The sequence below is a fragment of the Micromonospora musae genome, assembly GCF_003626635.1.
GTDB lineage: Bacteria > Actinomycetota > Actinomycetes > Mycobacteriales > Micromonosporaceae > Micromonospora > Micromonospora musae.
The window spans coordinates 25,756-50,910 of record NZ_RAZT01000004.1; the positions used below are offsets into that span (position 1 = coordinate 25,756).

General features: G+C 68.4%; 25 protein-coding genes and 3 pseudogenes. 12 read left to right on the plus strand and 16 right to left on the minus strand.

Features of this window, described 5'->3' with window-relative positions:
- Nucleotides 1-19: 19 nt before the first annotated feature.
- The gene (locus D7044_RS32285) at nt 20-157 is read left to right on the plus strand and encodes a hypothetical protein (protein WP_158609965.1); all 138 of its coding nucleotides are present in this window, start codon (nt 20-22) and stop codon (nt 155-157) included.
- Nucleotides 158-166: 9 nt separating this feature from the next.
- Here D7044_RS32285 and D7044_RS08780 read toward each other — a convergent pair whose 3' ends face one another.
- Complete coding sequence (locus tag D7044_RS08780) at nt 167-985, minus strand: thiamine pyrophosphate-binding protein (protein WP_120688511.1); 819 nt, start codon at nt 983-985, stop codon at nt 167-169.
- 410 nt (nt 986-1,395) lie between these two features.
- Nucleotides 1,396-2,628 carry a cytochrome P450 family protein gene (locus D7044_RS08785; RefSeq protein WP_199716543.1) on the minus strand — a complete coding sequence of 411 codons (1,233 nt, stop codon included), beginning with the start codon at nt 2,626-2,628 and terminating at the stop codon, nt 1,396-1,398.
- A gap of 895 nt (nt 2,629-3,523) precedes the next feature.
- On the opposite strand from D7044_RS08785, the gene D7044_RS08790 reads away from it, so the two are divergent.
- Nucleotides 3,524-5,272 (plus strand): FAD-dependent oxidoreductase, encoded by a 1,749-nt coding sequence (locus D7044_RS08790; RefSeq protein ID WP_459178188.1) that lies wholly within the window; start codon nt 3,524-3,526, stop codon nt 5,270-5,272.
- A gap of 68 nt (nt 5,273-5,340) precedes the next feature.
- Here the strand turns inward: D7044_RS08790 and D7044_RS33510 are convergent, their stop codons facing one another.
- Nucleotides 5,341-5,829, minus strand: coding sequence for a hypothetical protein (locus D7044_RS33510; RefSeq protein ID WP_158609967.1), 489 nt, complete (start codon nt 5,827-5,829; stop codon nt 5,341-5,343).
- On the opposite strand from D7044_RS33510, the gene D7044_RS33255 reads away from it, so the two are divergent.
- Entirely contained in the window at nt 5,816-5,941 is a 126-nt protein-coding gene (locus D7044_RS33255) for a hypothetical protein (RefSeq protein ID WP_267901592.1), read from the plus strand. The two genes, D7044_RS33510 and D7044_RS33255, sit on opposite strands and share 14 nt — an antisense overlap.
- A gap of 168 nt (nt 5,942-6,109) precedes the next feature.
- Here D7044_RS33255 and D7044_RS08800 read toward each other — a convergent pair whose 3' ends face one another.
- The 6 genes from D7044_RS08800 to D7044_RS08825 are packed head-to-tail and all read right to left on the minus strand — an operon-like array spanning nt 6,110 to nt 12,438.
- Nucleotides 6,110-7,066, minus strand: a complete 957-nt coding sequence (locus D7044_RS08800; protein ID WP_147434636.1) for an NHL repeat-containing protein — start codon at nt 7,064-7,066, stop codon at nt 6,110-6,112.
- On the minus strand, nt 7,066-8,265 hold the full coding sequence (locus D7044_RS08805; RefSeq protein WP_120688514.1) for a DUF1501 domain-containing protein: 1,200 nt from the start codon (nt 8,263-8,265) through the stop codon (nt 7,066-7,068). The genes D7044_RS08800 and D7044_RS08805 overlap by 1 nt, the downstream gene beginning before the upstream one ends.
- Nucleotides 8,266-8,275: 10 nt before the next feature.
- On the minus strand, nt 8,276-9,616 hold the full coding sequence (locus tag D7044_RS08810) for a DUF1800 domain-containing protein (RefSeq protein ID WP_158609968.1): 1,341 nt from the start codon (nt 9,614-9,616) through the stop codon (nt 8,276-8,278).
- On the minus strand, nt 9,613-10,614 hold the full coding sequence (locus D7044_RS08815) for an ABC transporter substrate-binding protein (RefSeq protein ID WP_120688516.1): 1,002 nt from the start codon (nt 10,612-10,614) through the stop codon (nt 9,613-9,615). The genes D7044_RS08810 and D7044_RS08815 overlap by 4 nt, the downstream gene beginning before the upstream one ends.
- Nucleotides 10,615-10,636: 22 nt before the next feature.
- Nucleotides 10,637-11,434, minus strand: coding sequence for a heme ABC transporter ATP-binding protein (locus tag D7044_RS08820; RefSeq protein ID WP_120688517.1), 798 nt, complete (start codon nt 11,432-11,434; stop codon nt 10,637-10,639).
- Entirely contained in the window at nt 11,431-12,438 is a 1,008-nt protein-coding gene (locus D7044_RS08825) for a FecCD family ABC transporter permease (protein WP_199716544.1), read from the minus strand. Before D7044_RS08825 ends, D7044_RS08820 begins: the two co-directional genes overlap by 4 nt.
- Nucleotides 12,439-13,040: 602 nt before the next feature.
- On the opposite strand from D7044_RS08825, the pseudogene D7044_RS08830 reads away from it, so the two are divergent.
- Nucleotides 13,041-13,211: pseudogene (locus tag D7044_RS08830) on the plus strand (transposase family protein); the annotation flags it as partial.
- Nucleotides 13,212-13,339: 128 nt separating this feature from the next.
- Nucleotides 13,340-13,499 (plus strand): annotated as a pseudogene (locus tag D7044_RS33515) (transposase); the annotation flags it as partial.
- Nucleotides 13,500-13,687: 188 nt separating this feature from the next.
- Here D7044_RS33515 and D7044_RS08835 read toward each other — a convergent pair.
- Both D7044_RS08835 and D7044_RS08840 read right to left on the minus strand, forming a co-directional pair.
- Nucleotides 13,688-14,134: pseudogene (locus D7044_RS08835) on the minus strand (permease); the annotation flags it as partial.
- Nucleotides 14,135-14,460: 326 nt separating this feature from the next.
- Entirely contained in the window at nt 14,461-17,766 is a 3,306-nt protein-coding gene (locus D7044_RS08840; protein WP_120688520.1) for a S8 family serine peptidase, read from the minus strand.
- A gap of 430 nt (nt 17,767-18,196) precedes the next feature.
- On the opposite strand from D7044_RS08840, the gene D7044_RS08845 reads away from it, so the two are divergent.
- Complete coding sequence (locus D7044_RS08845; RefSeq protein ID WP_233563011.1) at nt 18,197-18,589, plus strand: Fur family transcriptional regulator; 393 nt, start codon at nt 18,197-18,199, stop codon at nt 18,587-18,589.
- 204 nt (nt 18,590-18,793) lie between these two features.
- Here the strand turns inward: D7044_RS08845 and D7044_RS08855 are convergent, their stop codons facing one another.
- Nucleotides 18,794-19,516: a class I SAM-dependent methyltransferase gene (locus tag D7044_RS08855; RefSeq protein WP_120674114.1), complete on the minus strand. Its 723-nt coding sequence runs from the start codon at nt 19,514-19,516 to the stop codon at nt 18,794-18,796.
- A 116-nt stretch (nt 19,517-19,632) separates the two neighbouring features.
- Between D7044_RS08855 and D7044_RS08860 the strand changes: the two genes are divergently transcribed.
- Together D7044_RS08860 and D7044_RS08865 are read left to right on the plus strand one after the other, a co-directional pair.
- A complete protein-coding gene (locus tag D7044_RS08860) occupies nt 19,633-20,481 on the plus strand; it encodes a class I SAM-dependent methyltransferase (RefSeq protein WP_411710974.1) in 849 nt (282 codons plus the stop codon).
- Nucleotides 20,482-20,622: 141 nt separating this feature from the next.
- Nucleotides 20,623-21,000, plus strand: coding sequence for a helix-turn-helix domain-containing protein (locus tag D7044_RS08865; protein WP_233564907.1), 378 nt, complete (start codon nt 20,623-20,625; stop codon nt 20,998-21,000).
- Here the strand turns inward: D7044_RS08865 and D7044_RS08870 are convergent.
- Genes D7044_RS08870 through D7044_RS08885 form a run of 4 tightly spaced genes read right to left on the minus strand, consistent with a single transcriptional unit; the run spans nt 20,939 to nt 23,818 of the window.
- Nucleotides 20,939-21,361 (minus strand): Fur family transcriptional regulator, encoded by a 423-nt coding sequence (locus tag D7044_RS08870; RefSeq protein WP_120688521.1) that lies wholly within the window; start codon nt 21,359-21,361, stop codon nt 20,939-20,941. The genes D7044_RS08865 and D7044_RS08870 overlap by 62 nt on opposite strands.
- 5 nt (nt 21,362-21,366) lie before the next feature.
- Complete coding sequence (locus D7044_RS08875) at nt 21,367-22,236, minus strand: class I SAM-dependent methyltransferase (protein ID WP_120688522.1); 870 nt, start codon at nt 22,234-22,236, stop codon at nt 21,367-21,369.
- Nucleotides 22,233-22,496 (minus strand): type B 50S ribosomal protein L31, encoded by a 264-nt coding sequence (locus tag D7044_RS08880; protein ID WP_120674120.1) that lies wholly within the window; start codon nt 22,494-22,496, stop codon nt 22,233-22,235. Before D7044_RS08880 ends, D7044_RS08875 begins: the two co-directional genes overlap by 4 nt.
- Nucleotides 22,493-23,818, minus strand: a complete 1,326-nt coding sequence (locus tag D7044_RS08885) for a CobW family GTP-binding protein (protein WP_120688523.1) — start codon at nt 23,816-23,818, stop codon at nt 22,493-22,495. The genes D7044_RS08880 and D7044_RS08885 overlap by 4 nt, the downstream gene beginning before the upstream one ends.
- Before the next feature lie 45 nt (nt 23,819-23,863).
- Between D7044_RS08885 and D7044_RS08890 the strand changes: the two genes are divergently transcribed.
- Genes D7044_RS08890 through rpsN form a run of 4 tightly spaced genes read left to right on the plus strand, consistent with a single transcriptional unit; the run spans nt 23,864 to nt 25,153 of the window.
- On the plus strand, nt 23,864-24,391 hold the full coding sequence (locus D7044_RS08890) for a winged helix-turn-helix domain-containing protein (RefSeq protein WP_120688524.1): 528 nt from the start codon (nt 23,864-23,866) through the stop codon (nt 24,389-24,391).
- Nucleotides 24,392-24,444: 53 nt separating this feature from the next.
- Nucleotides 24,445-24,681 (plus strand): 50S ribosomal protein L28, encoded by a 237-nt coding sequence (gene rpmB, locus D7044_RS08895; protein WP_120688525.1) that lies wholly within the window; start codon nt 24,445-24,447, stop codon nt 24,679-24,681.
- The gene (gene rpmG / locus D7044_RS08900) at nt 24,681-24,848 is read left to right on the plus strand and encodes a 50S ribosomal protein L33 (protein WP_095565727.1); all 168 of its coding nucleotides are present in this window, start codon (nt 24,681-24,683) and stop codon (nt 24,846-24,848) included. Before rpmB ends, rpmG begins: the two co-directional genes overlap by 1 nt.
- Complete coding sequence (rpsN, locus tag D7044_RS08905; RefSeq protein ID WP_120688526.1) at nt 24,848-25,153, plus strand: 30S ribosomal protein S14; 306 nt, start codon at nt 24,848-24,850, stop codon at nt 25,151-25,153. Before rpmG ends, rpsN begins: the two co-directional genes overlap by 1 nt.
- The last annotated feature ends 2 nt before the right edge of the window (nt 25,154-25,155 follow it).

Below are 25,155 nucleotides of genomic sequence, written 5' to 3' on the forward strand. Positions count from 1 at the left end.
AAGTGAAGGCGAGAGGGCGATGACGAACCGTGTGACCAGCGCCGTGGGCGAGGCCGCCGACGTGCGCGGAGCGGCCGGGGCCGGTGGCGAGGCTTCCGGCGGGGCGGTGAGCGCCGGACCGGACTGGGACGCCACGACGGGCCACCGCTGGCAGTAGCTCGGCCAGCTACGGGGCGCCGGCCTGTCGAGTGGTATAAGCGTTGAGCCGGGCGCCGAAGCTGATGATAAGGTCCGCCGAATCGATGACTTCGCGGGCAACCGGTCCGGCCAGCCCGCCCGCAATACCCAGGTCGAACGGATCGCCACGGAACAGGTCCTTCGCCTTGAGACTCGTCGTCCTAGGCGCACCGATGCGCTCCGCCAGCCGCAGCAGGGAGGTACGCGCGGAGATGGGCCCGTGTCCGGCGAGCATGACAGTTTTTCGCGCTGCGGTGATCAGATCCACGGCCCGCCGGATCGATGTCGGGTCCGGGTGAATCCTCTGCGAGGCCGGTAGGTCCAGCGGAACATCGAGATACTCGATGTCCTGCCACGTGTCGTCCGACGGAATGTTGAACACGACGGGACGGCGTTCGACGATGGCCCGCCGGATGGCCACCCCCAGGTCCGCTAGCGCGCTCTCAGGTGTCCGCGCCTGCTCGAATCCTGCGCCGGTGGGCAGCACCACGTCACGCTGCGGGATGCCCTGGAGGTTAGCTCGGCTGCCGGTGGCGGTGTCGCCGGCGACCAACAACATCGGTACCCACCCTCGCACCCCCTCCACCAAGCCGGTGAGCGTGTTGGTGAGGGCGGGACCATGCGTAACCGTGACCACACCCAGCCCACCGGTCCGGCTGGGGTATCCGAACCGCATGAACATGGCGCCCGCCTCGTGCGCGGCGCCGAGGTAGTCGCTCCCGTCGAAGACAAAGCTCTGGACGCAGAACATCTCGGCGTCGCCGATCAGCCCGAACATCGCCTGTACGTCGCGGCTTGCCAGGCACATGCATGCGCCGCATGCGGCTTCATCCTAGGTACCCCGCAGACGGCCTGGGTTCGAGCCAACGCATAACGGCTGGCGTCGACGGCCTCGGAAACGAACGCCTCCGGCAACCAGCTCGCATGGTTGTCCATGGCAGGAACGCGAGCCTGCGTCCAAACGTTCACACCAGAGACATGCCTCACGGTCTTTCACCGAAATTGCCTGGACTACCCCTCGTCGACGTCGTCCCAGGCCGGCGTAGATGGCGAGGTGTCCGGGGCTGGCGAACGTGCTGCCGTCGCCGACGTCGAGTCGGATCCCAGTCCCTCAGCGAGGATTGAGCGGCGGATAGCCGACGAGACGCGCGGCCTCGGCGACGACGCCGAGCCGCACGTCAACTCTGTCCGCTGCGGATTATCGGACCGGCCGGCGCCTCAGGCGGGGTCGGCCGTCGTCCTCTCGCCCACGGCCGTCGGCGTGAACCGCACCGGCAGGCTGAGCGGACCGCGCATCATGCCGGTCGGCGTCCAGGAGAGCCCCGGCAGGTCGGCTGCCGGGCGCAGGTCGGGGAACCGCCGCAACAGTGAACCGATCGCGATGGACGCCTCCAGTCGGGCGAGCGGGGCGCCGAGACAGTGGTGGATACCGTGCCCGAACGCGATGTGCCGGGCCGCGGCTCGCTCCACATCGATCACGTCGGGCTCACCGCCGTTCTGCTGAGGCGCATCGCGGCTCGCCGAGCCGAGTGCGACGGCCACCACGTCGCCGCGCCGGATCTGCCGCCCGCCCAGTTCCAGGTCCTCGGCGACGTACCGGTTCGTGGACAGCTCGACCGATGAGTCGTACCGAAGAAACTCCTCCACCGCGGTCGCCATCAGCTCGGGCCGGCTGCGCAGCAGGTCGGCCTGCTCCGGCTGCCGGAACAACCCGATCATGGTGTTGGCCAGCAGATTGACCGTGGTGTCGTGGCCAGCGACGACGAGCAGCACTGCGGTACCGAGCAACTCGGCCTGGGTCAGCTGGCCGTCCTCCTGGTTCTGGACCGCGATCAGCGCGGACAGCAGGTCGTCTCCCGGTTCGGACCGCTTATGTTCGATCAGAGTGGCGAGGTACTGGTTGAGCTTGAGCGCGGCCGCCCGCTGCTCGTCGGACAACCGGCCCAACGTGGCGCTGGTCCAGCTGCGGAAGTCGCGTCGCTCCGGCCCCTCGGGTACGCCCAGCAGCTCACAGATGACTTTGATCGGCAGCGGGCCGGTGAACGCCTCGACCAAATCGACCTCGCCCTGTGGTGCCATCGCGTCCAGCAGGTCGTCGGTGATCTGCTGGATACGCGGGCCGAGCTGTTGGATACGGCGCGGGCTGAAGGCGCCGGCCACCAGGCGCCGCAGCCGGGTGTGCGTGGGCGGGTCGGATTCCAACATGTTTCCGCCAAGCCCCACCCCAGGCTTGTTCATGATGAAGCCAACTGCCGCGAGCGCCTTCTCCGCCGGGGTCGAATCCTTCAACAATGCCGGATGGGTCAGCGCGATACGCGCCTCCTCGTAGCTGACCACTACCCACGCTTCGAGGCCGCTGCCGAAGCGGACCCGATGAACCGGTCCCTGTGCGCGGAGCTCGGCATATCGACGGAGAGAGTCCGCCTTGAATTCGGGGGTGATGGTCAGCACCGGCCGACGCTGATCGACCTCGGTTCCGCTACCGTACGACATACGACGCTTATCTCCCTGGTAGGGCGAATGTTGACAGAACATTCCCGCCAACAAAGTGACCCTGTTCGAATCGAATTCGTAGGTCTATTTCGTGAACGACGTTTCCGGCGAACCTGGTCGGTGGTTTCAGCTGATAGAAAGCAATATGCAAATGTCCGCCTGTGTCGCACGTGTCGCCGAGCCAGCCAAAACCAGGTGCACTGGCCGGTCACGTGATCTCGGATCGGCCGCCGAGGCACTGCCGTAGCCTAGCGGTTAACAGGACTGTATAGTCCAGACTAGGGTCCCCGGGAAGTGCTGTTGGACACGGTCGGATGATCGTGGGCGCCAGCAAGCAAGCGCCCGAACGTTCCTCCCGACCTGTTCGGCACCCGAAGTAGGCTGCCGGACTCGGCGGGGCGAGACCAGGCTCACAGCCTGAACGGCGGTGTCTCGAAGTCCTAGATTGGACCAATTGGTCGACAACGTATGTGCTTCCCGTCGTGACCACGGTGTTGATTGCTCCGTGGGCGGCCGTGCCTTCTACCGAGCCTCACCGCGGGTTCCCGTCGCTGAGGTCGCGGCGTGCTGCGGCCTCCGGTCGGCTACCCACTTTCCCAAGCATTCCGGGCGCGCTTCGGCATGCGTGCACAGACCTGCGTCGGCAGGGCTGGGTCCGCCGGTAGCTATTTGATTCCGCCACAGTTTCGTATTTCCGCCGCGTTACTGCCTGTACTTCCTGGGGCAGCGCCGCGCCGTAGCACACAAGGTCACGCGAGTGGCACCTGCTCGCACGCCGAGCACCGAAGTGGAGAGAGCGATCGTGGATTTAAACGACGGGATAGCGGAGACGCGGCTTCCCCAGGGTTCGATGGTGACGACCGACGTCGTGGTCGTCGGCTCGGGCCCCGCGGGAGCAGGAGCCGCGTTGTTCCTGTCCACGCTGGGCATTCCGAACATCATGATCACGAAGTACCGTTGGACCGCCAACACCCCGCGGGCGCACATCACCAACCAGCGCACGATGGAGATCTTCCGTGACCTGGGCATCGAGGATCAAGCGCTCGCCGACGCCACTCCGCACGAGCTGATGGGCGACACGGTCTTCTGCACCTCCATCGCTGGCGAGGAGATCGGGCGGATCCTTACCTGGGGGACCCATCCGGCCCGGTTGGCCGACTACCGGCTCGCCTCACCGTGCCTGCCGGCCGATCTTCCCCAGACCTACCTGGAACCAATCCTGGTGCGTAACGCGGCGCAGCGAGGTACCCAGGTCCAGTTCTCCACCGAGTACATGGGGCACCGGCAAGACTCCGATGGCGTCGACGTCGACGTTCGGGACCGCCTTACCGGCGAGCAGTACACGATCCGGGCCAAGTACCTCATTGGAGCTGACGGCGCCCGCTCCAAGGTCGCCGCCGACCTCGACCTTCCGACGGAGGGTGCGATGGACATCGCCGGCTCGATGAACATCACCTTCAAGGCCGACCTCGCGGCGTACGTCGCGCACCGGCCTTCGGTGCTCTACTGGGTGCTACGTCCCGGTTCGGACATCGGTGGAATCGGAGCCGGGCTGGTGCGGATGGTGCGGCCCTGGAACGAGTGGCTCGTCGTTTGGGGCTACGACATCAACCAGCCTCCCCCGGTCGTCGACGAGGCGGCCGCTGTCCAGATCGTGCGCAATCTGCTGGGTCTGCCGGATATCGACGTGGAGATCACCGGCACGTCGTTGTGGGGCAACAACGAGATGTACGCGACGCACCTGCAGTCGGGGCGCGTGTTCTGTGCCGGAGACGCGGTCCACCGTCACCCGCCGAGCAACGGACTGGGGTCGAACACCTCGATCCAGGACTCCTACAACCTCGCCTGGAAGCTGGCAGCCGTTCTCCGTGGGCAGGCCGCGCCTTCGCTGCTGGACACCTACTCGGTGGAGCGGGCTCCAGTGGCCAGGCAGATCGTTCAGCGCGCGAACAAGTCCAGCCGCGAGTTCGTCCAGTTCTTCGAGGTGCTGGGCCTGCTCGACGCCAAGGATGAGGCCGAGATGGTCGCGCGCATCGAGGAGCGCAAAGCCAACACTCCCGAGGGGGCAGCCAAGCGGGCCGCACTGGTGTCGGCCATGGAGCTGAAGAATTACGAGTTCAATGCCCACGGCGTCGAGCTGGGGCAGTTCTACGAGTCGGATGCGGTAACTTCCGACGGCACTCGCCGGCCGGAGCCGAGCCGGGACTCGGAGCTGTACTACGAGCCGTCCACCGTTCCGGGATCCCGGCTGCCGCATGCTTGGGTGGGTGATGCCCGGCACAAGTTTTCCACTCTCGATCTGGCACCGATGACGCAGTTCACGCTGTTGACCGGTATCGCTGGGGAGCCGTGGGTGGCGGCTGCCGACAAGGTCAGCCACGAACTCGGCGTGCCGCTCGAGGCCGTGCTGATCGGCCCTGGGCATCGAGTGACCGACCTGTACTACGACTGGGCACGGCTGCGGGAGATCGACGAGGACGGCGCGCTCCTGGTGCGTCCGGACAAACACATCGGCTGGCGGTCGATTCGGCTGCCCGCCGATCCGCACCGAGCGCTGCACGAGGCGATGTCAGCGATCCTCGGTCGGCCGGTTGCGGCGTGAGAGTCAGCTCACCCAGGAGACGCTGCCGCAGCGGGCGGTGCTTGCGCCTTAGAGACCGGGTGACCGGGTCACCAGCTGAGCGCGAAGCTGCTCAACGTTGATGCGTTGAGCGGCTTCGCGATCGAGGGCGTTGGCCCAGCGGATTGCTTGACCAGCCGTACGTATAGCCATCGGTCGAATTGATTGCTACCGCGACGATGACGTCGGAGATGGCCGTCAACCGCCACGGCTACATCGCCGTCTTCATCGCTGGCTTCAGCAGTGTCGAGATCGTCGGCACATGCCAACGGCTCGGCAGCCCCCAGGCATCCGTGTGGGACCGCGTTCACCTGTCCAACGTCGATGCGCTCGGCGGCGCCATCGCCTACGACGAGGCCGAGGACCAGATCCTGCCGCATATCCACGTCAGCATCGGCCTCAAAGGAACACAGCGCCGCCGGCAGCCGCTCGCCCTTGACCCGGAGCAGGGGGCCCTGCGTGGTCACAAAAACGGTGGCCTGCAGCGGCTTGGCCTGCGCTTCGGCGGTCGAGCCGGAGGTGGCTGTGACAACCTTCACCGCCCCGCAGGGGCTGGAGAGCTTCCTGACCGACCCGGAGCCGGTCGCTTTGCGGGCCGCGCTCGGCGACGCCGCGCCGGTCAGCCAGGTGCTGCGGGTCCACGACGTCTGACGTTGGGATGTGGGAACGGGTGACCCGGCCGGGTGACCCGGCCGGGTGACCCGGCCGGGTGACCCGTCCCCACACTCACCGACAGGGCCATCGCCACCTGGCAGCAGCCTGTGCAAGCGGTCTCGTCCCGCGCGATGTACCTCCGGGGCGTCGCATCATGCGGCCGAGTTACACCGTCGGGTAGACCTGGAGTCGATGGTGTGCGGTGTCCGCCACCAGCACGTCCCCGTCTGGCAAGGCGCAAAGCCCACCCGGCCGCCCCATGAGCTGTTCCCCGGCTGGATCTGCGGCTGCGTCGCGGCGTTCGGCGATGGTGTCGAACTCGGCGAGCCGCTCCCGCCCCCACGGTGACAGATGCGCCGACCCGTACCACACCCCGATGCGCCGCAGCCGTTGATCGAAGCGATGGAGGCAACGGTGCCCCCAGTCGGAGACAACGAATCCGCCGTCGGGCATGGGGAGCACTGCGCTTGGCCGCAGGAACGGCTCGCCTCCAGGCGAACCGAGTGCCTGTCGGCACGTTCCCTGGGGGTCGAGGACCTGGATTCGGTCGTTGCCCCAGTCGGCTACCCAGAGGTGCCCCTCGCTATCGGCGTTCACCATCCACGGCCGACGGAATTGGCCCGGCCCCAGGCCGGTCGAGCCAACGACGGCGATCGGCGCGCCGTCCCAGGTGAGTCGCTGCAGCCGGTCGTTACCCGCGTCGGCAACCCAGATGCCATCCGGGTCAGCGGCGATACCGGCGGGGTGATCGAACAGGCCAGGCGCCGTCCCGGGACCGCCGATGCGGCTGATGAACCGTCCGTCGCTGCCGAACACCGTCACGGTGTGGCTGTGTTCGTCGGTCACGGCGATCCGACCTGTCCCGTCGGTGGCCAGCGCCACCGGGGCCATCAGCTGGCCGGTCTCGGAGCCATGCCCTGCGAACTCCGCGACCACGTCGGCATCAGGGTCGGGTCGATCCAACACGCTGACACGCACGGCGCGGCCGTGCGGCGAACTCCAGGAGGTTGAGCGGTTGAGCACCAGCAGGTGTCCCGTTGCCTCGTCGAGGCAGGCGTCAACCGGGTGAGCGAACCCCCGAGACTTGTTGCCCCATACGCCGATACTGAGTGCTGCGGTCATCACGCCACCGTCCGATCCAGCCGTAGGCTTCCCAACGCCTTGCCGAGCACCGCCGCAGCGTCGACGTTCAGGAACCGCTGAAGGATCGCGGTATACACCTCGCGCAGGTCCAACGATGGGCGCAGGTCACCGTCGATGCTGTCCTCGCGGCGCAGGCTGGGCATGTCACCGTAAATGCCGCCGGCCACACCGTTGCCGACCAGGAACGCGACTCCAGCTCCGCCGTGGTCGGTCCCGCCGCGGGACTCGGCGATACGGCGTCCGAACTCGGAATGGATCAAGATCAGAGTACGATCCAGTGGATCGCGCTGTGCCAGGTCATCGAGGAACACAGTGACGGCCTCGCTCAGATCGGCCAGCAGCCTGTGCTGCGTGGCGAACTGGTTCTCGTGCGTGTCGTAGCCGTCATGGGTGGTGTGAAAGATCTGCGCCCCCACACCGGCAGTGGCGATCCGCGCGATGATCTCCAGGCGCGCGGCGATGGGATTGAACGGCGGATACTGCACATCGGTCTCGCCGCGATCGGGAACCGCGTCGAAGGACCGGATCCCACGTATCGCCGATACCCCGACCTGTTGCGCCGAGCCCCACGGATTGGGGAGCGCCCGGCCCTGGTACAAGCTGGCCGCAAGTGCGGCCAGATCGGCATGAGCGACACCCCCAGCGCCGCCGCCGCCGCGGCGGTCGGCCGGCGAAAGCAGGCCGTATCCTCCGATCGACTCCAGCGACGCCGCCATGACGCCAGGGGCGGCCAAGGCCAGCGGCATCGACCGGCCGATGTTGGTCAGTAGCACCGGGTTGTCGTGCTGCGGGTCCAACACCGACGCGACTCGGCCCAGCCACCCGTCACTGCGGACCTGGTGCGGTTCGGCGGTGTGCCACACGTCCAGGGATCGGAAGTGCGACCGGTCCCGCTCCGGGTAGCCCACGCCCAGCAGCACGGCCAGTCTGCCCTGCTCGTACAGGTCGCGGAATCCGGTAAGGGCGCCATGCAGGCCTAGCGAGTCGTTGATCGGCAGCACGCCCGACCCACCCGGCACGTCCTCGCGGCCCGGACGACGCAGTGTCGGCAGCTCAGAATCCGGCTGCAGGGCGAGGGTCGGGCGGACTGCGATGTAGTGCGGATCCGTGAAAGGCACGACGGTGTTCAGGGCGTCGTTGCCGCCGGCAAGGTGTATCACTACGAAACTGGAGGACATGGCCTTCCTTTCAGCAGTACTGGAACTCGGGCACTGCGACGGCAAGGGTCATGGCCCGACCGCTGGCGGGTCCCCCGTCGTCGCCGAGGCGCCCGATGGCCCGCGCCAACGAGTCCCGCGACTGCTCCGACACGTCATCAAGGTCAAGCGCCGACAGGCAGGCGTCCAACACGGGAAGCCCGGTCTGCTCGGCGCGGCTCGCCAGCAACGCTGACGCGCCGACCAGGCGGGCGGCGAAGTTGATCCGCTCCAGCAGGTTGGCGCCCTGGAGCCACGCCTCGCCACTGGCCCAGCCGGCAACGTTGGGTGGCGTCAGCAGGCGTTGCCCCATGAGGGCGGCCGCGTCGACGAGCTCACCGAGCCGGTGGTCGGGAACTGACCAGGACTGTGCGGTCCGGGCCAGTCCCACCACAAGCTCGACCGGCGACTTCACTTGTACGCGGCGTACTGCCGGGTCGAGAAAGCGGCGGCTGGTGAAGAGGGTGCGCAGCACCGCGCGAATGTCGCCACCGGTCAGGGTGAACGTGTCCGCCATGGCAGCGACGGTCTCAGGGTGCGGGCTCTGCTCGGAGAAGAAGAGGTACAGCCGGGTTGCGATGTATCGGGCTGTAGCAGGCTGCGCCATGATCGCCGCAACGACGTCGTGGCCGTTGGCGACATCTCGGCCCAGCATTTGTTGCGGGCTTCCGTGGTGGCGCTGCGCGTCGTAGTGGAACCACATCGGGCGAGCCCCGAGGTGGAACGCCGACGGCCCGGGACGGACCGACCACCCGGTGAAGGCCAGGGCGCTGGCGTGCACATCCTGTTCGTCATAGCTGCCGCGCCCCATCGAGAACAACTCGAGGAGCTCCCGGCCGAAGTTCTCATTGACCCGGTCGGCCGCACTGAGCTGGTTGTCCAGCCACACCAACATCGCGGGGTCGAGTGACAGCCGGACCAGCAGGTCCGCGAAACTGCCCAGGCCGTGTCGGCGGAACATCGCGATCTGGGCTGCCTGATCGACGCCGGCGTTGCCGTCCTTGAACGCGGTGGCGAACAGCCCGTGCCAGAACAGCGCGACCTTTTCCCTCAGGGGGTGTCCGCTGGTGATCAGTTGCCACATGACCTCGGGAGCGGCCATCGCGGCCTCGATCGGCAATTCGGTCGCAGGGAGATGCCGGTGCACGAGGTACTGCTCGTCATCGGCGGGCGGAGGTGGGCTCAGCAGCCGTTCGACGGTGGCCCGGTAGCCGAGCAGCTCCGCCTGGTCCAGCTCGGCGTCGGTCGGCGTGAAACCCGCCCTCCGCAGCAGATGGGCCAGCTCCGCCCGCGGTTTCCCAGCGGCAGCGCGATGCGCATGCGTCTGCGTCACTGCACCTCCCGCGCGGCGTTCGGGTCGTGCAGCCACTTGGCCATCAGCTCAAGTCCCTCGATCCCGGCCTGCGCGGGGGAGAACATCCGGTCGGGCAGCACCAGGATCCGGTCCTTCGCGATGGCGGGAACACTGGCGAGTGCCGGATTCTTCAGGAATCCGTTGGTGAGCTTGTCGAGACCGACCCCACCGGAATCCAGCGTCACGATATGGGTCGGTGCCGCCTTGACGAGCTGTTCCGGATCCAGATAACCACTGCTGTCGAAGCCTGCGTCCTCGATCGCGTTCGCTGCTCCTGCGAGCGTCACCAGGTCATGGTTGATGGTCCCCGGTCCGGTCGCGTACGGGCCGTTGTCGAGCCACATGGAGATGAACACGACCCGTGGCTTCACCGTGCTCCCGGCAACGGCCTCCTTGACGGCATCCAACCGGCCACGCAGTTGACCGACCAGTTCGGTCGCCTTCTGCTCGGCGCCGAGCGCTTCACCGATCAGCGAGATGTCTGCCAACGCGTCAGTGGTGACGCTCGGGAAGTGGCTCAACACGAGGGTGGGCACGCCGGCCTGCTGCAGCACCTTGAGCGCGTCGCGCTCGGTGTCGTGAGCCAACGTGATGAGCACGAGGTCCGGGTTGAGCGCGAGAATCTGTTCCGGATCATTCGCTACCGTTCCGACGGTGTGCCCCACCTGGCGCGCTTCAGCGGCGAACGGACTGTGCCGGTCTTCGGTGGACCACTCGGGGACGCCGATCAGCCGATCCGGGCCGACGAGGGAGAGCGCGATCTCCGCGGCGTTGGTTGACGCCGCGACGATGCGCTCGGGGCGGGATTTGATGGTGACGTCCCCCAGGTCCGTTTTGATCGTCCTGGGGTAGCCGTCGGCGGCCGCGGGGTGCTGGTCCTCACTCGCGCCGGCGCCCGCGCAGGCCATCAGCGCTGACGTCATGATCAGCGCCGCGACCAGCGCCAGAGCGCGGCGTACGGCGGTTGGTGCTCTCATGTCATTCCTTTTGAGGTAGTTACTAGGACTTGTTGTTCGGGGTCGGGATGTGACGCAGCGCCGTCACGGTCTGCGCGCCGGTGTCGGGACTGGGGCGCACAACGCTGTGCACGTGGTATGCGTCGCGCAGCAGGTCCGCGTCCAAGACCGTCTCCGGTGGCCCGTCGGCGCTGACGCGGCCGTCGACGAGCAGGACCAGCCGGTCGCACATCCGCGCCGCCAGGTCGAGGTCGTGGACCACGACGATGACGGCGAGCTGCTCGGCGGCCAGGTCCCGGACGAGCTCCAGGACCCGGAGTTGGTGGCTCAGGTCGAGTGCGGACGTCGGCTCGTCGAGCAGCAGGGCGCGGGGCTGCTGCACGAGTGCCCGCGCGATCGCCACGAGCTGGCGTTCGCCGCCGGACAGGGTTGTCACGTTCCGGGACGCGAATGCGGAGATGCCGACCTTCTCCAGTGCCGCTGTCGTGTGGGCAGCATCCGCTGCGCCCTCCGCCTGGAAGCGCCCCAGGTGGGCGTGCCTGCCCAACAGGACGTAGTCACGGACGCTGAAGTCGAACTGCATGACCGGGTGCTGCTCGACAAGTGCCAGCTGCCGCGCCAGCATCCTGGGCCGCGCGCGGGCGACGTCCACTCCCGCGATCGTGATCTCGCCCTCGTCGGGGATGACCACGCCCGCGATCGCGCGCAGCAGCGTGGACTTGCCGGCGCCGTTGGGCCCGATGACGCCCACGACCTCCCCGGCGGAGGCTGCGACATCGACCGCGTGGAGGATGCGGGTGGCACCCTGACGCAGTCCCACGTTGCTGGCGTTGACGATCATCGAAGACCGCCCGTGGTCCCGCGCCGCCGCAGCACCAGGGCCAGGAAGACCGGCGCCCCGAACAGGGCAGTGACGATGCCCACCTGCAGGCTGGTGGGGCTGAAGGCGACGCGCGCGATCAGGTCGGCCAGGACCAGGAACGCCGCGCCTCCGAGCGCGCTGGCGGGCAACAGGATCCGGTTGTCCGGACCGATCACGAGGCGCAACGCGTGCGGGACAACGAGCCCCACGAAGCCGATGACCCCGCTGACGGCCACCGCCGCACCGGTCAACAGCGAAGTAAGCCCGAGGATCACCACCCGTTGGCGGGCCACGTCGAGCCCGGCCGCACGGGCACCGTCGTCACCGAGCAACAGGACGTTCAGGTCTCGTCCGAACACGGTCAGCAACAGGCAACCTGCCACCACCGGTGCTGCGGCCAACTGGACGTGCTGCCATGTTCTGGCACCGAGCCCGCCTTGCAGCCAGAAAACGATGCCGCGCAACTCCTCGTCGTTCGCCGCTGTCGCCACCATGACCGAGATGAGCGCGCCGAAGAAGGCGCTGACCGCGATGCCGACCAGCAGGAGTGTCACGGGGCCCCGGTCCCGGCGCAGGGCGGCAACCATGAAGACGAAACCCATCGCGGCGACGGCACCGACGAACGCTGTAGCCGGCAGCATCCAGGGGGTGAGCGCCGTCCAGCCGAAGTAGATCGCCGCGACGGCGCCGAGCGCAGCGCCGGAGGAGACTCCGATGACGCCCGGCTCCGCCAGTGGATTCCGGAAGACCGCCTGCATGGTTGCCCCCGCGATGCCCAACGCGGCACCCACCAACGCACCGACGAGCACCCGCGGCAACCGGATGTAGTTGATCACGGTGGTGTGCTGCCCACCGGCTTCGTCGCCCGGAAGAGGCAGTCCGAGGTCGTCGGCCAAGGCAGTGACCACCTCGAGCGGGGGAATCCGGACCGGCCCCAACGCCACACCGGCGACGACAGCGACTGCCAGCCCGCAGGCCAGCACACCGCACACGACGAGGAGCCGGAGGACGAACCGGCGGGGCACTGTCGCTTCAGCCCCGGAAGTCGCCGGCTCTCGGCCGCGTACCGGAGCGCTCTTCAGTCGGAGGATCCGCCGGATCTCGGCTGCCCTCGCCATCAGAGTTCGACCCGAGCGGCGCGCAGATCGCGTACGGCGGTTTCGGTGCTGTGTCGGCCGATCGTCCGCATGCCCTCGACGGGCATCGCTGTTCGGACGTGCCCGTCGAACGCGGACATCCGGTGCCGCCGCCTCTGCGTTCTGGGGGACGACCGGCGCGCAGGCCGTAGTCGAGTTCGGAAGACGGACTTGCCGAACGTGGGTTCACGTGTGGTGACCCGGTGGTGCCTTGACATGCTCTCGCCCTAACCGAAAACGGTAATCATTTTCGAATAACGTAGCGATAGTGCCTGGCCAGCGCAAGTCGTGCTCGACCCGGTCAGGCGCCGGGTGGCGGGCGGAGGCGAGCTGCCAGCGTGCCCGGCAGGAGTCGTTCGTTGTCCGTGATCGTCCGTTGGGCCTCGCGCTCCAGGTGCGTCAGGCGCACATCGTTGTCGGCGCTAGGTGTTAGAGCGGCTCGGCGGGAGGTGAACCACCTGGCCGAACGCATCAGCGGCCAACGCAAGCAACGCCGATCCAGGTGGCGGCGCCTCGAACCCGGCCGGCAGGCGCTGCTCGCTTTGGGCCATCTGCGCAATGGCGACACCTGCACCCGACTTGCGGCCGGCTTCGAGATCGGCGTCGCCGCCGCCTGGCGCCGTGGGTATGGTCCAGCTGCCGGAACATCGCCAGCGCGGTCTTCGCCGAATGAAGATCCTCATCGTCAACCCGGTTATGGTGTGTCCTGCCGACCCTGCAAGGATCAACCGTCGCCCATGTGCTGGTGGTGCGTCGCGGTGAGTTGACCGATGAGGCGTGGGTGGTGATCTTGCCGCTGCTGCGGAGCCGGGTGGTACACGAGGGCGGTGGCGGGATCACCGTCAGGTCATCAACGGGATTTGTGGACGCCGCGTACGGGTGTGCCGTGGTGTCACCTGCCGGAACGTCTGGCCAGCCTTCACCTGGTCGTCGTCAGGGTCGGGTAGCCCGCACTGGAGCCGACCGGCTGCCTAAATCCGCCGGTTGCTTGCAGCCTCGGGGCGTCGCGGCGGCTACTCGTACGGATCAGCGGGGGCAGTCACCTCGCGCCACGAGTTGACCTGGACGTACGGGATTTCTTCGTCGTTGATTGGGTCGCGTCAGCGGTGGCGGCGAGCACGATCGGGTTGATCGCTGGGGCGGCGAGCAGGAAGGCAAGTGCGGCGGCCGGGGTGACGCCGCTGCGGATCAGGGAGCCTGCGATCGGCACGGCGCCGCATTCGCAGCCTGGGAGTACGACGACGGCGACGCTGGTCACGGGAAGGGCGAGGGCAGGATGCCGGGGGAGGGCTCGAGCCCAGAAGCATCGGGGTACGAACACCGCAATCGCTGCGGAGAGGAGCACGCCGAAGACCAGGAAGGGTACAGCCTGCACCATCACGGAGACGAACACCGTCGTCCACGTCGCGAGGGCCGGTGCGGCGAGCAGGTCCGTCAGATGTTGACTCATTACGAGCAGGAGGAGCAGCAGGACGGTGAGGATCTCCAGGGAGCCGATCCGGTTGCCAATCGGTGATCGGGCTGCGCTGAGGCGGTCCGCCAGGGCATGCGGCTGGTCCTCAGCCGACAGCGAGGCGTCCGTCTCTTTCTCACCGGGTGGGGCGATGCGCTCGGGTGCGGCCAACGCCGGCCCCCTTCTCTTCCTGATCGCTCAAGCGGGGCTCTGCAGCTGTCATGGCAGGGGCTCGGGCGGGCTGCACGCTGAACCCGCGTATCCAAGCTCGGCGTTGGTCGGGTGGATCCAGTCAGTGGCGCGCGCCCTCGGGATCAGGGTGCCGGTAGCTCCTGGGCGAGCCGGGGCTTGGACTTTAGACGTTGGAGCCCGCTCCCGCGCCTAACGGGAGCGGGCTCCAACTCCGCTTTACGCCATTAGCTGACGGCGCCGATGTGGACGGCCCCACGGCCGACGATCGCGCCGTCGGCGGTGACGACGGCGAGCTCGCCATACAGCTGTCGGCCGGCCCCCGGAACGGATTGGGCGGTCACCGTCCCGTTCAGGGTGGCGGTGGCACCGTGGGGCAGGGCGAGGGCGGTGACGGGAGTGGTGAGCGCCCCCAGCGACGGGGCCGAGAACGAATCCCGGTAGTCGTAGGCGGTGGTGGTGCCCGGCCCGTCGACGGCGTACCCGTCGACGACCACCCGGTAGGTACCCGCCAGCGGGTTGGTGATGGTGACGGCCTCCTCGGAGTCACCGTCGGCTGACTGCCCAACCGCGGTGTCGTCACGGAACACCGTCAGGTCCAGGTCAGCGCCGAGGTTGGCGGTGTTGCCGATCCTGGCGGTGAAGCTCGTCGCACCGGCCGGCACCTCGACCAGATACTCCTGCTGGGCGCCCTCGGCGATGGTCGGCCGCTCGGCGTGCACGCTGGACAGGGCGCCACCCCGACCGGTTACCGCGACCGGGCCGAAGGCGTTGGTCAACGTCCAGCTCGCCGCGGTCGGCTGACCCGCGGTGACCGTCGGTAGTTCGATCACGTCCGGCTCGACCGTGACACCCTGCACCCGCGCCTGCAGTTGGAACGGGTTGTTCAGTGACGGCGAGGTCCGTCGTGACTCCACCTCGATCTCCCAGACCCCGGCGATCGGGTTCTGGTAGTCCCGCTCCTGCGGCTTGCAGGCAGCCGCGTCGGAGAAGTTGGTGTAGCAGGCGGTGCTGGCCGTCGGGTCCACCGGCACGCCGTACGGGTTGATGGCGATGAAGCGGGTCTGCGGCCCGGTGGCGATGCCCGACAGGTTCACCTGCAGCGCACCGGCGCCCGCCGGGACGGTGACGAAGTACGAGGTGAAGCTGTTGCGCTGCACCGACCCTTCCGCCGAGAAGGAGAAGCTCGGCTGGGTGACGTCGGTGGAGGCGACCACGACGGCGGACACCTCGAAGTCGATCACCGACGTCTTCGGGTCGTCCACGGTGACGATGGTGCCGTGCGCGCCGGAGGACCTCGGCTTGGCGGTGATGCCGACCGTCACCGTCTTGTTCAGCGGCAGGATGACGGACTTCGCTGCGGAGAACGTGCCGTCGTTGCCGCGTAGGGCCAGCTTGTGGATGACGGATCCGGCTGGGCCGCTGGTGCGGGTGAGCTTGACCTGGTAGGTCCGGCTCTGACCGATCTTCTGCCCACCTTCGCCCGAGGCGCAGCGGTTGTAGACGCCGGTGCCTCGGTTGGGGTTCGGCACGAAGCGGTTCAACTCGCGGTCGTAGCGGGTCAAATTCTCTGACAGCTCAGAGCAGACCGGGGCGTCGGAGGTGTACGACCGCGTCTCGACGTTCTTGGCGAGCAGCTTCCACGCGCCCGGCACGTTGACCATGCCGTAGCCCTGCGCGTAGGTCGGGACGTCGGCGATCGGCTTGCCGGAGGTGTAGATGGCGCGGCGAAGCGCGGCCGGGGTGACACCCTTGTCGGTGGCCTTGGCCGCCGAGAGCAGCAGCGCCGCGGCGCCGGTGGCCTGAGGAGCAGCCATCGACGTGCCGTTGAGCATCTGGTAGCCCGGCGGCAGCGGGTAGCCGGCCTCAGGCACTGGGATGCCCGGCTGCCAGGTCGGCGCGGTCGAGATCGCCGATCCGGGAGCGGTGATGTTCGGCTTGAAACCGCCGTCCTCGCGCGGGCCGCGGGAGGAGAAGTTGAACAACGCGTTGTTCGTACGCACCACCGAGCCGTAGTTGGCCAGCCAAGTGTCCTTGCTGATGTTCGCCGCGACGCTGACCACGTTCTCGGCGACCGACGGGTCTCCGACGGTGTTCAGGCCGGGGCCGGAGTTGCCGGCGGAGATGAACAGCTGCACCCCGTAGATGCTGATCAGGTCGTTGTACAGCTGGGCGCGGGCGTTGGAGCCGTCGTTGAGCGTCGGCAGGCCGCCGATGGACATGTTCACCACGTCCACACGGCGGTTGATGACCAGGTCCGCCATGCCGGTCGTCAGCGCCGCGGCGGTGCAACCGCCGCCCCAGGAGCAGGCGCGGGCAGAGACGATCTTCGCGCCCGGAGCGGCCCCGTCGAAGGCGGTGTTGCCGAGCATGTCGTTCGCGGCCGTGATACCCGCGACGTGCGTGCCGTGGGTCGCCTCGATGATGCCGATGTTGACGTAGTCCGAGGTACCCGGGATGTTCAGCGGCGTGGTGTCCACGTCCTCGCGGTACTCCACGACGAAGGGCATCTGGTCACGCACAGCGGTGGCAGGGTTGTCGGTGCCGAAGTGGCCGATGTCGAACCGCTCGCGGTACGGGCGCATCAGGTTCTCGTCGGTGAAGGAGTTGTCCTGGTCGACGTCGACCCAGATGTCGTGGCTCTGCGGGTCGTACAGGATGCCCCATACGTCGGTGGTGTCGCCGTCGCGGTTGACGTCACCGCCCGGGTCGCTGGCCGCCGTGATGGACTCCCGGAAGACGTTGAATCGGTAGGTGCCCGTCGGTGCGGTCCAGGTCGCGCCGGCGGCGGTGAAGGAGGGCCCGGTCACCTCGGTGTTCATCCGCCGCCAGGTGCCGTCGTTCTCGGTCACCGGGTCCGTCGCGGTGACCCAGTCGACGATCTTCCGCTCACCGGTGGTGGTCTTCTGCAGCGCCGGCTGATCCAGGTCGACACCGGAATCCATGATGCCGATGGTGACCCCGCGCCCGTCCCACTTCGGGTGGGCGGCCTTGAATGCCTCCGCGCCGGTCTCGTGCGTCGGCATGTACGGGTTGACCGCCCGGGTGCCGGCGCCGGGTCCCGCGAGGGTGGCGGCTTGCTTCACCGACTTTCCACCGCGAGGTGCGACAGCGGGCGTCGGGTCCGGCACCGGAATGACCTCGTCAAGGTCGACAGCGGCGACACCGGGCAGCGTGGCGGCCTTGACGGCCTTCGTGGTGGGCACGGTGGCCAGGACGTACCCGATCTGGTCGAAGCGCCGGTTGATCGTCCCACCGAGTGCCTTGATCCCGTCCGCGACCGCGTTCGCTTCGCCCTTTTCCGCGGCCACGATCAGCGTCACCGTCGGTGCGTGCTTCGCGGTGGCCTCGGCGAGGAGCTTGGCGTCATGCGCACCCAACGCCTCGGCAGGGGTCGCCTGCGCATTGTCGGGTGTGGAGGGGGTGGCGCTCGCGGTCGCGGTGCCACTCGTGACGGTCACGGCGCCAACGGCCAGGACCGATCCGAAGAGCGCGGCCAATGTTCGCCTGCTCAGGTTTCGGGATTCACTCACGTTCTCTTCCTCCAGAGAACAGGGCCCTGTCGATGCAGGGCGCGCGTGAGGGAATCCTTAGTGGTGTTGGTATTCGGTGTCGAGAGCCGAATCGACGTTGTGACATCCCCGTGACGTGGCGCCACCGTCGCCCCTCGCATCCACGACCCATCAGGCCGCGTAGTCGCCCGCCTCCGGAGGGCCTCGAACCGTCGTGCGGAGGGGCCGGGTGGACGCTGCCCTCCCGGTCAGTTCCGGCTCGGGTCGAGGCTGCGAGCGGTGGCGCGAACTGGCCGAGGGCTCGCCGGGATCGGAATCCGATCGGCGGCACCCGATAGGTGGCGTGGGCGCTGACACCGGACGACGCATAATGGCATGGCGGCAACAGGCCGTGTGCCGGCGGTCGGCCTGCGGCCGGCGTGATCACGAGAGGGCGACGGTGGACCAGGCGATGCCAAATGTGACTCGCAACACGCGGCAGCGGAGCGAGGTGCTGGCGTTGTTGCGAGAAGTCGAGGGCTTTCACACGGCGCAGCAACTGCACCAGATGCTGCTCGCCCGGAACGCGCGGGTCGGCCTGACGACCGTCTACCGGACGCTGCAGTTGCTCGTGGACGCCGGCGACATCGACTCCACCCGACTGCCCGGGGGCGAGCAGCTGTATCGGCGGTGCGGCCAGAGCAAGCACCACCACCACTTGGTCTGCCGCGACTGCGGGCGAACGGTCGAGGTCGCAGGACCGGCCGTCGAGCGGTGGGCGGACCAGGTAGCGGCTCAACACGGCTTCACCGACGTTGGTCACACCCTGGAGATCTTCGGTACGTGCGCTCAATGCTCGCGTTGATTCTTGCCTCGCTACGGCAGCAGCCGGTAACGCCGCGTGAACGACCCGCCGCCTTCTGCTCGATTCCGCTCGTGCGATAGGCGATCGTGTCGTTGCGGTTGCCCGGGTGCGGTTCACCGACAGCGATGACCAGGCGGGTGGGCCAGGCCTCGGCGTTTCGAGACGCCCCTGGAGACCCTGTCGAATGAACGCCCGACGTCGCCGCTAGGGTCGGCGCACCGCTCGTACGACGTCCAGTGGCCCGATCTCGCCGACCAGGCCCGCCTCGTCCAACTCGGCGAGTAATGCCTCGCCCGAGATGGTGTGCCAGCGGTAGTCGGTGTGATCCTCCCGCAGCGCGGTGCCGTCGTTGTCCAGGACCCGGTAGCGCATCCGCCAGGTCACCGCGTCCGAGCCGGACGGTTCGCCGGAGCCGCCACCTTCGTACGTGTGCCGGCCGACCCGCACGGTGCCGAATACCGAGAACGGGAGCGGTGCCGGCTCGGCTGGTGGTTGCAGGTTCAGCACCAGCGGTGCGCCGGGTGTGAGACGTTCGGCAGTCCGGAGCAGGAACGCCCGCCGTGCGTTCGGGTTGAGGTGGCCGATCATGTTCATCGCCAGGACGGCGCCGAGCCGAGTGGGCAGGTCGACGCTCAGCGCGTCACTGGCCACCACGGTTACCCGTTGCCGCAGGTCGGGGTGCGCTGCGATACGGGAGAGCAGTACCGCCCGCAGTACCGGCGACGGTTCCACCGCGACCACGTCGCCGTGCGGGATGACTGTGGCGAGGACCTCGGTGCCCAGTCCGCTGCCGGCGCCGACGTCGAGCAGGGTGGTGTCACCGTCGGCGCCGCGCAGCGCATCCGCCACTGGTGTCCGCAGGACTTGCCAGGCCTGCTCGCTGAAAAGGTGGAGGTATTCCCCGGAGACGCGGTACTCGTCGCTCATGCCGCCACCGTAGTGGAAACCGTTTCCGTTATCACGTAGGCTCGGGTTCTCGCCACCCGCCGCGTTCGGCGACTGGTTCGCCGTCTCCGGTCGGCCCTGCCCGACGAGAGGAGCACATGCTGATGACGGATCGAGCGCGGTCAAACGCTGCCGTCGAGGTGTTCGAGCAGGCTGCGTCGAGCTACGACCGGACCGGCGTCTCCTTCTTCGGCCCGTTCGGCGCCGAGCTCGTCAGGTGCGCCGGCATTCGACCGGGTGATCGTGTCCTCGACGTCGGTTGCGGTCGCGGAGCAGTCCTGTTCCCCGCCGCGGATGCCACCGGGCCCACCGGGCGTGTCACGGGCATCGACCTCGCGCCTGCCATGGTCAGCTTCACCGCGGAGGACCTCAGACGGGCCGGCCTGACCCACGTCGACGTGCGGGTCGACGACGCCCAGCAACCCGACTTCCCACCTGGAAGCTTCGACGCGATCCTGGCCGGTCTGGTCGTCTTCCTGCTGCCCGAGCCCCAGCAGGCACTGCGCACGTACGCGCGGCTGTTGCGACCGGCGGGCAGATTGGCGGTCAGCACCTTCGCGGCCCAGGATCCGGCTTTCGTCGCCGCGATGGACGCGTTGGCTGCACACCTGCCTGCGGACCAGCCGCGACCGGCGCCTGCGGCCGATCCGTTCGCTGACGAGCGGACGATAACGGCGACCATGGCGGTTGCGGACCTTGCTGTCACCAGCATCCGGGACTACCAGGTCGAGAGCAAGTTCCGCGAGGTCGGCCACTGGATGGAATGGATGTGGTCGCACGGCGGGCGGGCATTGCTGCGACACATCGTGCCCGAGCGTCACGACGCCGCGATCGCCGACGCCGCCCGGGCGCTCGAACCCGCGCGCGTGCCCGACGGTGGCCTGGCCCTGACCACCGCGATCCGGATCACCGTCGCGACGCCGCGCGCCGGCGCCCCCGCTTCGTGAGCGTCCCGACAACAGTCGACAGCACGGCGAGGCGCTGACGCTGCTGCGCGAGGTCGAGCGCTCCCACTCGGCGCAGCACCGGCATCAGGTGCTACTGGCCGAGTAGGCTCGAGTCTTACCAGCGATTATCGGACACTGCTATTGCTGGCCGAGTCCGGCGCGGCCGACCCCGCCCGGCTGCCCGGCGCTGAGCAATTAGCCGTCCGGTGCGGCCAGAACGGGCACCACCATCACTTGGTGTGCCGCGACGGCGGACGAACGGTGGAGACTCGATGTCGTCGGCGACCGTGCGCGGCTGTTCGGCTCGGAGTTTTTCCAAGAGCTTGTGCCAGGAGGTGCGGTGCCGCAGCCCCCATGATCAAGTCGACCGGCGAGCCGGCGCCTCGGCGGTCTGCCGAGATGACGATCCGGGCAGCTGTCGGACCGCTCGTCACCTGGTCGGGCACACAGGCGGCGGCTACGTGGTGGCGCAGGTCGCACAGGTCCCCCGCAGGTCGAGCCGGTCGGAGTGCGGGATGAAGCCGGTGTGGTGGTGCAGCTCGCGCAACCAGGTTGCCACCAGGTCGGGCGGGCACTCAAGCACCGCGTCACACCCGTCGCAGATCAGGTGCTGGTGTGGCGCCACCCCGCAGTGGCGGTAGGCGCGTTGGCCATGTAGGTCGAACGTGTGGAGCAGCCCGGCGTCGGCGAGGCTGTGCAACGCCCGGTAGACAGTGGTCAGGCCGATATGTCGGTCAGTGCGGTTCAGCTCGGCGTGTACCGCCTGGGCGGTGATCGGGCGGGAGCGTCCGAGCAGCAACGCCAGGACGGCCCGACGTTGAGCTGTAGGGATCAGGCCCGCGACCTGTAGTTGTTGGTCTGGCACAGAGGGCGTGGTCATGGTGATCAGGGGCGCACGCCGACGTGCACGCTGCGAGCGGAGAGCCGGAACAGATCACCGCGGTGTCTCAACCACTGCTCGTCCGCCGGTTCGAGGAGACAGTCCCAGGCGTCGAGATCGCCCGCGCTGAGAAGGCCGGTAGGTCGCAACCAACCGACCCGTCGGCTGAGGTGTGCCAGTACGGCCCGCCGTGCGGTGTCGTGCAGCGGTGACGGCTGTTCGTGCAGCGTCGTGCGTGTGGTGACCGGCGACAGACCGGCTCGGCGCAGCGCCTCGGTCCCCCCGTATGGCATCCGACGGCTACCAGGTAGGTCCGCGCGCATCCGGGTGAACCATCGGTCCTGCGCGGACTGGAGCCTCGCCTCTAAGCCGGGGTCGCCCAGGCCTACGTCCCAGGGCAGATGCTGTTCCGGCAGGCCACCCTCGGCGAGCGCGAGTCGTCCACCGGGGGCGAGCAGGCTGGCGAGCGTGCTGATCGCTGCCTGCTGATCGCCGAGATGGTGTACGGCGGCCGAGGCCCAGACGAGATCAGCCGGACGGTCGAGAGTCTCCCGCAAGGCGGGTTCATCGTGGCGAATATCGGCGTGACGCACCTCGACGCGTATCCGCGGATCGGACCACGCGTTGCGGATGTGATCTTGGGCTAGGTCGACCACGGCCGGATGCCCGTTTACCGCGACCACCTGACCGCAAGCCACCATGCGGGCGATCGCGAGAGCCATCCCGGCGGCACCGCATCCGACGTCGACCGCGAGCCGGTCGGCGGGGCCGACCAGCTCGCGGGCAATCGTCAGGTACCAGGCCCGGCCGCGCCGAGCAGCGTCGACCAACTGCGGCGCCAGCTCGGCCCAGGCAACGGGAACATCGGCACTCATCTGCCGCTCTGCGGTCCGCGGCGGGCGTACTTCTTGCGGAACTTCTCGACTCGACCGGCGGTGTCCAGCAGGCGCTGCTTGCCGGTCCAGAACGGATGACTCGCGGAGGAGATCTGGACGTCGATGACGGGATAGGTGTTGCCGTCGGTCCACTCGATGGTCTGGTCGCTGGTGGCGGTGGATCGGGTGAGGAAGGCGAAGTCGGCGCCCTTGTCGCGGAAGACGACGGGCCGGTACTCGGGGTGGATTCCGGGCTTCATGCGGGCTGAGCTCCTTCGGCGTCGGCGTCGGCGTCGGTGTCGGTGTCGGTGTCGGGTTCGGCCAGATCTTCGGTGCCGAGCGGAAAGCAGCCGGCGAACGGGTCGGGGTAGCGGCGCCAGGCCTCCTCACCGTCGGCGAGTTCGGCGTCGGTGAGCAGGCAGCCGGCGAGGGTGCGATGCAGCGCGACGGGGTCGACGTCGAGGCCGATGAAGACCAGGTGCTGGTGCCGGTCGCCGTAGTAGGGGTCCCACTCCAGCGCCGCGGCGAGCCGGCGCTGGTCGCAGACGTGCTCCCACCGGTCCTCGGGAAGGCTGACCAGCCAGTGCCCGAGGGAACCCATCGCCAGTCCACCGCCGGCGAACTCCCACGCCACCACCGTGTCCGGCTGACTGGCGAGCCAGAAGTGGCCACGAGAACGGATCATCTCGGCGTTGACGTCCTCCAGGACGTTGTGCAGCCGCTGGGGGTGGAAGGGGCGGCGGGCGCGGAAGACGGTGGAGACGACACCGCAATCGGCCTCCGGTTCGTGCGCGCCCAACGAGTAGCCCTGCAGGCCCCGGGCGAGGACGCCGGGGATCTCCGGTCGGTGCCGGTCGGTGTGGCGCAGCTGGCGGGTGAGCGCGTCGGCGTCCACGAGGTCGTCGTCGACCCGGAAGTGCGCCGCCCACGGAGCCATCCGCTCCAGCAGCACGGTCAACCTGCTGGTGTCGAAGGCCCCCTCGCGGGACTGCCCCCAGAGCACCAGGGTGTCGGCGTACTCGATCTGCCGGACCACGACGTCCGCCAGTGCCCGGTTGTCGTCATCGGCGGCCTGAATGCCGAGCGTTGTGAGGTCGTCGGTGCTGGCGAGGGCATCGAGCAGGTGCTCGGCGTCGAGGACGGTGACGTAGGAGTCGACCCGGATCAGGTCGGTGATTGGGGCGCCGTCGACGAGGCAGTAGGTGCAGGCGGCCGCGACCGCCTCCGGTTCCACCACTTCGGGCAGCATCAGCACCAGGTCCTGACCGGGGTTGTGGCGGGCGAGCCGGACGAGGGTGGGCAGGACGTCCTCCCGCAGGGTGCACGAGATGCAGCCGTGCCTCAGGTTGGTCCGCTCGTCCTCGATGATGCCGGTGCCGGAGCGGACCACCCGGCGGACGACACCGTCCCGGATCCCGGTGAGGTCGTGTCGCACGAGCAGCAGCGACGGGTCCGCGGCAAGCAGCGTACGGGCGACGGCGAAGGTCGTCGTCGGCCAGAACCCGGACAGCACCGTCAGCGACGGGCGGGTATCGGCGTCGGCTGTCGCGACGTGGGCCGGGGCCTGTGGTGACGACGACATGCTGTTCCTCTCGACGTACCTGAAAACGATTGTCATTCTAAGCAGATGGAAGCTGCTAACGCGAGCGAGCCCCTGGGGTCGCGACTGGGTCAGCCGAGCCGGGACGACAAGGTCCTCACCGTCACGGTGCAGGTGAGGCTTGATCCCGGTGCCCCTGGCGTGGATCTCGGCCGGTTCGAGGCCCTGCTGGCCCTGCTGGATGGGGGCGCCCTGTCGCCCTCCCCGCTGGCCGACGGGGAGGGCCCGCGTCTGCGGATTCATCCTGAGGCGCGAAGCGTGTACCGCGGACGCACCGAGATCGCGCTGACTCGGCGGGAGTACGACCTGCTCTGGTGCCTGGCCGAGCATCCACGTCAGGTCTTCACCCGACGTCAACTGCTGGACCGTGTCTGGGGGCATCCCTACACGAGTCCGCGCAGCGTGGACGTCCATGTCCGCCGGCTGCGCGTCAAACTCGGCGCGGATGTGCCGGTGGTGACCACGCTGCGTGGCGTCGGTTACCGCCTGGGCGCCGACTGCTCCGTGGAGATCATTCGGGACCCCGGCGCGGGTCTGACCGAACGGGTGATGTAAAACTGAAAACCGTTGTCGTTACCGTGAAGGCCAGAGCAAGAGGAGCGGCCACTGTGTCCAGACGTTGTGATGTCACCGGCGCGCAGCCGAGTTTCGGAAACGCCGTATCCCATTCCCACCGGCGCAACCGGCGCCGCTGGAACCCGAACCTGCAGAACCACCGCTACTGGCTGCCGTCCGAGCGTCGCTGGGTGCGCTTGACCCTGACCACCAAGGCGCTGAAGACCGTCGACCGCAAGGGCATCGAGAAGGTCGTCGCCGAGTTGCGTGGCCGGGGAGTGAAGCTCTGATGGCCCGCCAGACCGATGTACGGCCGATCGTGCGGCTGCGCAGCACCGCGGGAACCGGCTACACCTACGTCACCCGCAAGAACCGGCGCAACGATCCTGATCGCCTGGTCCTACGCAAGTACGACCCGATCGTGCGCCGACACGTCGAGTTCCGTGAGGCGCGCTGATGGCCCGCAAGAGTCTCGGCAACCGGCAGGCACGCCGCGAGGAGCTGGTGGCGCGGCACGCTGCGGCGAGAGCCGAGCTGAGGCGCCTGATCAGCCATCCCGACACCGAACCCGAGGTCCGTGCCGAGGCGGTACGCCGGCTGACCCGGCTGCCGCGCGACTCGAGCCCGGCGCGGCTGCGTTCCCGCGACCAGATCGACGGCCGCCCGCGCGGCGTGCTGACCCGGTTCGGGCTCTCTCGGGTGCGGTTCCGGGAGTTGGCCCTGCGCGGCGAGCTGCCCGGGATCCGCAAGGCCTCCTGGTGACG